Source organism: Streptomyces geranii, from assembly GCF_002954775.1.
GTDB lineage: Bacteria > Actinomycetota > Actinomycetes > Streptomycetales > Streptomycetaceae > Streptomyces > Streptomyces geranii.
The window spans coordinates 99,634-108,217 of record NZ_PJME01000032.1; the positions used below are offsets into that span (position 1 = coordinate 99,634).

Below are 8,584 nucleotides of genomic sequence, written 5' to 3' on the forward strand. Positions count from 1 at the left end.
ACAAGTGGCTCAGCCCCTCACTTGCTAAGCCCCTCACTTGCTCAGCCACTTACCGGCTGAGCCACTCACCCTCCCACCAACCCCCCCTACTGCACCCGCCACTTCTGGTTGGCGGTCCCCGAGCAGGTCCACAACTGCAGCTTCGTCCCGTTGCCCGTGCCGTTGTCCTTGGCGTCCACGCACTTGTCGGCCTGTGGATTCACCAGGTCGCCCGCCGTGCTCAGCACGAACTGCTGGGCCGGGTTGCCGCTGCACTTGGCGAGCTGGATCGCCGCCCCGTCGTCGCGCGAACCGAACGCGACATCCATGCACATGCCGAGCGAGCGCACCGTACCGTCGGACCGGAAGTCCCACTTCTGGTTCGCCGTGCTCGCGCAGTCGAACAGCTGGAGCCCGGTGCCGTCCCGCCCCTTGCCGTCCTGCGCGTCGGTGACGTCGACGCAGCGGTTCGAGGCCTGGCCGATGATCAGGGACCCCACGACGGCGGCTGCCGTCTCCGCAGGCGGGTCCTCGGCATCCGACCCCGACCCCGACCCGGAACCTGACCCCGACCCTGAGCCGCCTCCCGAACCCGAACTCGTCCCGCCTGCACCGGAGTTGGAACCACCCACCGTCCCCGCCCCGGGCTCCACCGCCGAAGGCAGCGGTGCCGCCGACACGGTCGACTGACCCCTCGGCGCGGACGGAGCGGACGCGCCGCCCGCGCTGGGCGGCGGCAGCGTGCTGACCGAACCCGTCTCCGTCAACTCGGTCGCCTTGGTGCTGAATTGGGGCTTGTAGGAGATCCAGAGCATCACGAACGTGATGGCGAGGGCCATGGCGACACCGAGGAAGGTGGCCAGCCAGCGCGGCAGGAAACCACGCTGTACGTAGGTCCCGTCGACGTCGATCGGCACCGCACCCGACCGCTGCACGGCCAGCGTGAACGGCCGCTGCTCCTTCGAGCCGAACCAGATGATCTGGCGCGGCTTCAGCCGCGCGTCGACGAACACCGCACGCCCCGGCTCGACTTGGACGCTGCCAGGGTGGATGTCGTACGACAGGTTGTCGCCGTTGTCCCTGCCGCTGATCGAGGCGGTGAGCTTGGTGTTGCCGAGGTTGTCGACGGCCAGCTTCGGGCGTCCGCCGAAACGCCCCTTCACCGTCGGCGGGACCAGTTCTGCCCGGATCTCCGTGAAGGGGGTGATGGTGAGGTTGCCCTCTGGGACGGTGGTCGCCTCCGGGTTCGTGGTGGGTGTGATGCGGATCGCGTACGGGTTCGGGCCCGCCGTCGCGTCGGACGTGCGGGGCGGGGCGAAGGTCAGGTCGACCGTGCCCGTCGTACCCGGGTAGAGGCGCAGGGTCGGCGGTTCGACCGTCGTCCAGGGGGCGATGTCGCCGACCGGTTCGAAGCGGTACTCGTCGACGACGTCGCCGGTGTTGCGCAGCCGCAGCCGTACGGTCGTGCTGCCGCCGGGGTCGACGGTCGCCGAGGCCGGTTCAAGAGAAGTCCACAGAGTCACCTCCCGACGCTACGACGGGGGCCGGGGGACGTCAGGAAGCCGTGGGGCACGACCGTTGCCCATAAGGGACGAGCGGCCGTGCCCCAGGTTCACCACCAACCACCAACCACCAACCACCAACCACCAGCTGCCCACTGCCGACCACCAACTGCCAGCCGCCGACCGCCGTCAGACCGTGAAGCGGACCGCCTCCAACTGCTTGTGGTCCTCCACCCGGCTCCCGATGTACTTCCAGCCGCCGGGGTCGGTGCACACAATGCCCAGCCAACCGGCGTCCTGCACATGGGGGTTGCCGCAGACACTGCCGTCGTTGACCTGGATCGTGAGGCCCTGCAGGGGTTCGTCCGACTCCTTGGTGCTGCCGAGGTAGTTGTCGACGCCGTCAGCCGCACCCGTCCACTTGGTCCCCTCCCAGATCTTGTACTTGAAGGCGCCGCTGCCCCGGGTCCCCTTGGTGCCGGACACCGCGATGTTGAGGGCCTTGATCGGCAGGTTCTTGCCCACGGTGCCGGCCTCGGCGCCGTCGCACACCGGCGCCTGCCAGCCCTGGTCGGCGACGTAGGCGCGGTAGCAGATGTGCCGGCCCGTGCTGCGCGCGGCCAGTTGGGTCACCGCCGTGGCGGCGGTCACCTCCGGCGCCTTGGCCTCCTTGGTCTCCTCCGCCTTGGGCGTCGAGCCGCCCCCGCCTCCGCCGCCCCCGCCGTCACCCGCGGCCGGGGACTCCGCCGCCGGCGGCGCGCTCACCTGCGGCTGCACGGGCTCCACGGCCGGTGCCGAGGAGGACGCCACCGGAGCGGAGAGGCTGGGACTGGGCGGCGGCAGCGTACTGACGACATCCGTATTCGCCAACTCCGTGGCCTTGGTGGTGAATTGGGGCCGGTAGGAGATCCACAGCATGACGAAGGTGATGGCCAGCGCGAGGAAGACACCGAGGAAGGTGGCCAGCCAGCGCGGCAGGAAACCACGCTGTACGTAGGTCCCGTCGACGTCGATCGGCACCGCACCCGACCGCTGCACGGCCAGCGTGAACGGCCGCTCCTCCTTGCTGCCGAACCAGATGATCTGGCGGGGCTTGAGCCGCGCGTCGACGAACACCGCACGCCCCGGCTCGACTTGGACGCTGCCAGGGTGGATGTCGTACGACAGGTTGTCGCCGTTGTCGCTGCCGCTGATGGACGCGGTGAGCTTGGTGTTGCCCAGGTTGTCGACGGCGAGCTTCGGGCGCCCGCGCAGGCGTCCCTTGACGGTCGGCGGGACGAGTTCGGCCCGGATCTCCGCGAAGGGGGTGACGGTGAGGTTGCCCTCGGGGACGGTTGTCGCGTCCGGGTGCTCGGTCGGCGTGATGCGGATCGCGTACGGGTTCGGGCCCGCCGTCGCGTCCGGGGTGCGGGGCGGCGCGAAGGTCAGGTCGACCGTGCCCGTCGTACCGGGGTAGAGCCGGAGCGTCTGCGGCTCCACCGTCGTCCAGGGGGCGACGGGGCCGACCGGTTCGAAGCGGTACTCGTCCACGACGTCGCCGGTGTTGCGCAGCCGCAGCCGTACCGTCGTGCTGCCGCCGGGGTCGACGGTCGCGGAGGCGGGCTCCAGGGAAGTCCAAAGGCTCACTGGGGTGTTCACTTCCCGGTTGTGGGGCGGACCCGGCCGCGATCGGGTCCGGTCGGCCCCCCAGCCTTACAGGCGCGGGCGGGTTGCCGGGAGAGCCGCCGGGGCAGACGTACGGGCAGGGCGGACGCGGCCCGTCGGCCACAGGCAGCGCGGACTGCCCTTGTGGGCACGGAAGTTGCCCCCCACCAGGTACCGCAGGCCGTTCCGGGGTGCCGGTCGCGCGCGTGAAGGTGGGAGACGTCCTGTCTCGTACCCCGAGGAGATCAGAGCATGCCGTCCTACCTGTCGCCCGGCGTATACGTCGAGGAGGTGGCCAGCGGCTCGCGACCCATCGAGGGAGTGGGCACCTCGGTGGCGGCCTTCGTCGGACTCGCGCCGACCGGCCCGCTGAACGAGCCGACGCTGGTGACCAACTGGACGCAGTACGTCGCTGCCTTCGGTGACTTCACCGACGGCTACTACCTCGCGCACAGCGTCTACGGCTTCTTCAACAACGGCGGTTCGGCCGCGTACGTCGTCCGGGTCGGCGGTGCGCCCGGTGGCGCCGGGGGAGCGGGAGCAGGGGCAGCGCCCGCCAAGTCCCTTGAGGGTGTGGGCAGTCGGGCCGCGCTGCCGGCCGGTGAGCCGAAGCAGCTCGGCACCTTCGCGGTGACCGCCATCGCGGGCGGCTCGCTGAGCGTCGAGGTCGCCGACCCGGAGGGCGAGGGTCCCGCCGAGCGGTTCAAGCTGATCGTCAAGGACGGCGACAGGGCCGTCGAGACCTTCGACGTGACCGCCAAGAAGGGCGGTCGCAACTACGTCGTCACGCAGGTGAAGGAGCGCTCCAAGCTCATCACCGTGACGGAGTCGGCGCCCGCCGCGCAGCTCGTCCGCCCCGACAACCAGACCGTGGCGCTCGCCGCCCCGGCCGCCCCCGCCCCGGTCGTCCCGGCGGCGGCGGAGGACGAGGGCTCGCACGCTGGTCCCGCCGAGTACCTGGGCGACTCCGCCGACCGTACCGGCTTCGGCGGCCTGGAGGCCGTCGACGAGATCTCGATGGTCGCGGTGCCCGACCTGATGGCCGCCTACCAGCGCGGCGCGATCGACCTGGAGGCCGTGAAGGCGGTGCAGTTGGGCCTGATCGCCCACTGCGAGCTGATGGGCGACCGCGTCGCCGTCATCGACCCGCCGCCCGGTCTGAACGCCCGTCAGATCAGGGTCTGGCGGCAGGAGACGGCCGGTTACGACTCCAAGTACGCGGCCCTGTACTACCCCTGGATCAAGGCCTTCGACCCGGCCACCGGCCAGTCCCGGCTGATCCCGCCGAGCGGCCACATCGCCGGCATCTGGGCCCGCAACGACTCCGAGCGCGGTGTGCACAAGGCGCCCGCCAACGAGGTCGTACGCGGCGCGGTGGACCTGGAGATCCAGATCACCCGCGGCGAGCAGGACCTGCTCAACCCGATCGGCGTCAACTGCATCCGGGCCTTCCCGGGCCGCGGCATCCGCGTCTGGGGCGCCCGCACGATGTCCTCCGACCCGGCCTGGCGCTACCTCAACGTGCGGCGCTACTTCAACTACCTGGAGGAGTCGATCCTGATCGGCACCCAGTGGGTGGTCTTCGAGCCCAACGACCACCAGCTGTGGGCCCGGATCCGGCGCAACGTCTCCGCGTTCCTCGTCAACGAGTGGCGCAGCGGGGCCCTGTTCGGCCAGCGGCCCGAGGAGGCGTACTACGTCAAGTGCGACGAGGAGACCAACCCGCCGGAGTCGGTCGACCTCGGCCGGGTCGTCTGCGAGATCGGCATCGCGCCGGTCAAGCCCGCCGAGTTCGTGATCTTCCGGCTGGCCCAGTTCTCGGGCGGCAGCGGGGAGTTGGAGGAGTAGGCCCACCCGCCCACCTCCGGCCGCGCACCGGCTTCGGCCGCGTGATCGTCAAGTCCCCCCAGACATACACGGATTCGAGAGAGTTAAGAGAGCCAGATGAGTCTCCAGCCGGGTGACGCCCTCACCTCACACAATTTCGGCCTGCAGATCGACGGCGTGATGGTCGAGTACCTCGCAGAGGTCAGCGGCCTCAGCATCGAGCAGGACGTCATCGAGTACCAGCAGGTCTCCGCCCAGGGCAAGCCCGTCACCAAGAAGCTGCCGGGCGTGAAGAAGGCAGGCACCTGCACGGTCGTCCGCGGGATGACCCAGTCCTCGGCGTTCAACCAGTGGATCACCGAGTCGGTCGCCGGTCAGATGGCCACCGCCCGCAAGAACGCCACGATCATGGTCATGGACTACATGAACAACCCGGTCAAGCGTTACAACATGCGCAACGCCTGGTGCAGCAAGATCGACACCAGCACGGTCAAGGCCGGCGAGGCGTCCGCGCTGCAGGAGACGGTCACGATCACGTTCGAAGAACTGGTCATCGAGTAATGCGTCGTACGGCTCCCAGGCCGGCCGGGGCGGCACTCGCCGACCCCGGTCCGGCCTCTCTCGGGGCAGCGGCGGCACCGGCGGCCGAACAGGTGGTCGCCGCCGCCACTCCCCAACGGCTGCGCACCGAGTTCGAGTTCGAGCTGCCGCGCGGCTACGTCGACGAGACCGGCACGGTCCACCGCGACGGCGTGATGCGGCTGGCCACGGCCCGGGACGAGCTGATCCCCCTGCGGGACATGCGAGTTCAGGAGAACCCGGCGTACCTGTCGGTGGTCCTGCTGGGCCGGGTCATCACCCGGCTCGGCTCGCTGCCGCTCGTCCACGACGGCGTGGTGGAGAACATGTTCGCCTCCGACCTCGCCTTCCTCCAGGACTTCTACCGGCAGATCAACGCCGAGGGACACACCCGCGCGGGGGTGACCTGCCCGCACTGCGAGCAGCCCTTCGAGGTCGAACTCGGCGGGAGCCGCCTGGGGGAATCGTGACGTACGCGAGCGACCGGCTGTACGAGGAGATCGCGTACGTCGCCTACCACTTCCACTGGAGCATGGACGAGATCCTCGACCTCGAACACCGCGACCGGCGCCGTTACACGGACCAGATCGCGGCCCTTGTCACGCGCGCCGCGGGCGAGGGGTGAGGGCGTGGGGATCGTGGGGCGACTGAGGGCGCGTCGCCGGGACGCCGAGGCAAGTCCCGTGCCGGACAGGACAGTTGACGGCGGAAGCGAGGAAGGTACCGAGGGCACGTCCCCCGGCGCCGTGACTCGTGTTCCGTCGGCCGGGTGGTCCGCGTTGCCGCCGATGCAGCGCGCGACCGCCGTCGGCCGAACAGGGGTGGCCGACGCGGGCTTCGCCGCCCGCCTCACGACCTGGCAGAACCCCTCCTTCACCGGCACCCTCTCCCACGCCGTCCTCGACAACGCCCCGAGCGGCCTGGTGAAGGGGGCGCTCGTGGAGTCGCGGGGCCCAGGCACGGGTCTTGAACTCCCCTCATTGTCAATGCCGTTGGCGATGGCGATGGCGATGGCGATGGCGATGGCGGAGGAAGAGGTGGCGGGGGCCGGCGGGGTTGCTGTCCAACGGGCGAGGTTTCCGGGGGCGGTTGCTCGGGCTGCGGGGCCTCGGGTGGTTCCTGTGGTGGGGAGTTCGGGGTCTTCGTCCGGTCCGGTCTCCGGGGGCGGGCCGGTTGCGGCGCGCGCACCGGTTGTCGGGGCACGGTCTGTCGCGGGTTCGGCTGCGGGTTCCGGTGCGGCCGGGGGTGGCGGGGGCTCGTCCGTTGCCGTGCCGTCGTCGTCCGTGGCCGGGCGCGTGCCGCTGACCAGGGTCTCCGGTGCGCCGGTGGTGCAACGGCGGAGCTTGCCGGTGGCGAAGAGGGCGGCTGCTGCCGGGAGTTCCGGTGGCGGTGCGAGTGTGAGTGCGCCGGGAGTTGTGGAAAGCGCGGGAGCTGTGTCGGTGGCCGCGCCGGTGTCCGTGGATGGATCGGCCGCGATACCGGTGGGGGTGGGTGAGTCCTCGGTCGGGCCGGCCGTCGCCTCGGCGGGGGCGGTCACTGCTCCTGTACGGCCGGCTACGGCTTCGTCGGGATCGGGTGCCGCGTCGGTGCAGTTGGCGCCGGGCGTGCCCGCGCGGCCCGTGTCCGGGACTGAGGTGCCTGCTCCTGTGGCTGTGCAGCCTGTACAGCGGGTCGCCGATCAGGTGCGACCGGCTGCCGTCTCTTCGGAGCCGAGGTCGGGTGCGGCTGTCGTGCAGACGTCTGCTGCATCTCCGGGAGCGCCTGTCGGCGTGCCCACGGGAGGTACCTCGGTATCCCTGGTACCTCCGACGCCAACTGCCGCTGCGGTGCGGCTTGGTGCCCCGTCAGTCGGTACCGGTTCTGTGTCTCATGAGGCGCCGACTGGTGTGCCCAGCAGTGCTGCCTCGGTTTCCTCTGAGCCCCCGGTGCCTCCGGCGACCGCGCTTCCGGTGCAGCCGTCTGGAGCCAGGGTCGTCACCTCGGCAGCTCCCGCGTCTGCGGCACCCCCGGCGTCGGGCGGAGCCGTCGTACAGCGGTTCGCCGCCCCAACGGCACCAACAGGCGTGCCCGTGAAGCCGGTTGGCGTATCCAGCACCCCGGTCGTGCAGAGGGCCGCCGGTTCGGCGAGGCCGACTCCCGCCCCCGATGCCGTATCGGACGTCTCGCAGTCAGTACCAAGTCCCGTTGCTCCGGAACCGGTTGGGCGCCCTGCGGAATCGACCGCACCCCTCGTGAAGCGAGCCGCGACCCCGTCCGGCCCGGCGACAGCTCCCCTGGGGCCGGTCACCACCTCGCCGCTCCGGCAGCCGACGTCCGCAGTCACCACCCAAGCCGCCAACTCGACTCCTCCGGTGCGTACTTCCGCAACCCCCAGCACCCCGCGCGACCCCGCGCCGGTCGTAGCCCAAAGCACCCGGCCGACCTCCGCCCAGGTGCCGCAGCACACCAACACGCCCCGCCCATCGAACACTTCACCCGCCGCACCTGTACCGCTGCCGCCCGTCGAGAGCAAACCCCTGGCCGGACTCGCCGCCCCGATCCAGCGAACGTCCGCCGCGGAAACCCGGAGTGCGCCCCAGCCCACACCCACGCCCACGCCCGCCACCCCGGCACCGCCCGCACCCCGTCGCCGTACCTCCCTGGGCGCCCCGCTTTCCGCCCCGCCCGCGGACGCGGCACCCCTGGTAGCACGCACCCGCCCAACACCCCCCGGCGTCACCGGAACGCCCGTCCAGCGAGTCACCGCCCCCTCGGCGGCACGACCACCCCACCCGACGACGCCCCCCAACACCCCCGCACCCCCCGCCCAGCGCGCCGTCACCACCGCTCCGGCACCGGCAATCTCCGTACCGATCAAGCAACTTGAAGCGCCCGCCAGTAACAAGTCGCGCCCCCAGACCGACGCCCCCGCACCGCAGGCACCGCAGGCACCGCAGGCACCGCAGGCACCGCAGGCACCGCAGGCACCGCAGGCACTGGAGGTACCTAAAGTCCCCCAGTCACCGCAGGCACTTCAGCAACCCAAGGCCCCCCAGCCGCCGCAGGCACCGCAG

6 protein-coding genes are annotated in these 8,584 nt (G+C 71.0%); 4 read left to right on the plus strand and 2 right to left on the minus strand.

Annotated elements, in window-relative coordinates:
• Window positions 1-86 precede the first annotated feature (86 nt).
• A complete protein-coding gene (locus CW359_RS30090; RefSeq protein ID WP_105973336.1) occupies window positions 87-1,502 on the minus strand; it encodes a ricin-type beta-trefoil lectin domain protein in 1,416 nt (471 codons plus the stop codon).
• A 168-nt stretch (window positions 1,503-1,670) separates the two neighbouring features.
• Window positions 1,671-3,107, minus strand: coding sequence for a COG1470 family protein (locus CW359_RS30095; protein ID WP_105973337.1), 1,437 nt, complete (start codon window positions 3,105-3,107; stop codon window positions 1,671-1,673).
• Between the two features lie 270 nt (window positions 3,108-3,377).
• Between CW359_RS30095 and CW359_RS30100 the strand changes: the two genes are divergently transcribed.
• From CW359_RS30100 to CW359_RS45990, 4 genes are all read left to right on the plus strand, one after another.
• Window positions 3,378-4,973, plus strand: a complete 1,596-nt coding sequence (locus CW359_RS30100; protein WP_105973338.1) for a phage tail sheath subtilisin-like domain-containing protein — start codon at window positions 3,378-3,380, stop codon at window positions 4,971-4,973.
• A 96-nt stretch (window positions 4,974-5,069) separates the two neighbouring features.
• Window positions 5,070-5,513, plus strand: a complete 444-nt coding sequence (locus tag CW359_RS30105) for a phage tail protein (RefSeq protein WP_006375239.1) — start codon at window positions 5,070-5,072, stop codon at window positions 5,511-5,513.
• Complete coding sequence (locus tag CW359_RS30110; protein WP_105973339.1) at window positions 5,513-6,001, plus strand: hypothetical protein; 489 nt, start codon at window positions 5,513-5,515, stop codon at window positions 5,999-6,001. Before CW359_RS30105 ends, CW359_RS30110 begins: the two co-directional genes overlap by 1 nt.
• A complete protein-coding gene (locus tag CW359_RS45990) occupies window positions 5,998-6,156 on the plus strand; it encodes a DUF6760 family protein (RefSeq protein ID WP_198655439.1) in 159 nt (52 codons plus the stop codon). The genes CW359_RS30110 and CW359_RS45990 overlap by 4 nt, the downstream gene beginning before the upstream one ends.
• Window positions 6,157-8,584 lie beyond the last annotated feature (2,428 nt).

Bases quoted from the DNA above. Each gene is read 5' to 3' on its own strand.
- CW359_RS30100 (WP_105973338.1), top strand. From the start codon at position 3,378: ATGCCGTCCTACCTGTCGCCCGGCGTATACGTCGAGGAGGTGGCCAGC.
- CW359_RS30105 (WP_006375239.1), top strand. From the start codon at position 5,070: ATGAGTCTCCAGCCGGGTGACGCCCTCACCTCACACAATTTCGGCCTG.
- CW359_RS30110 (WP_105973339.1), top strand. From the start codon at position 5,513: ATGCGTCGTACGGCTCCCAGGCCGGCCGGGGCGGCACTCGCCGACCCC.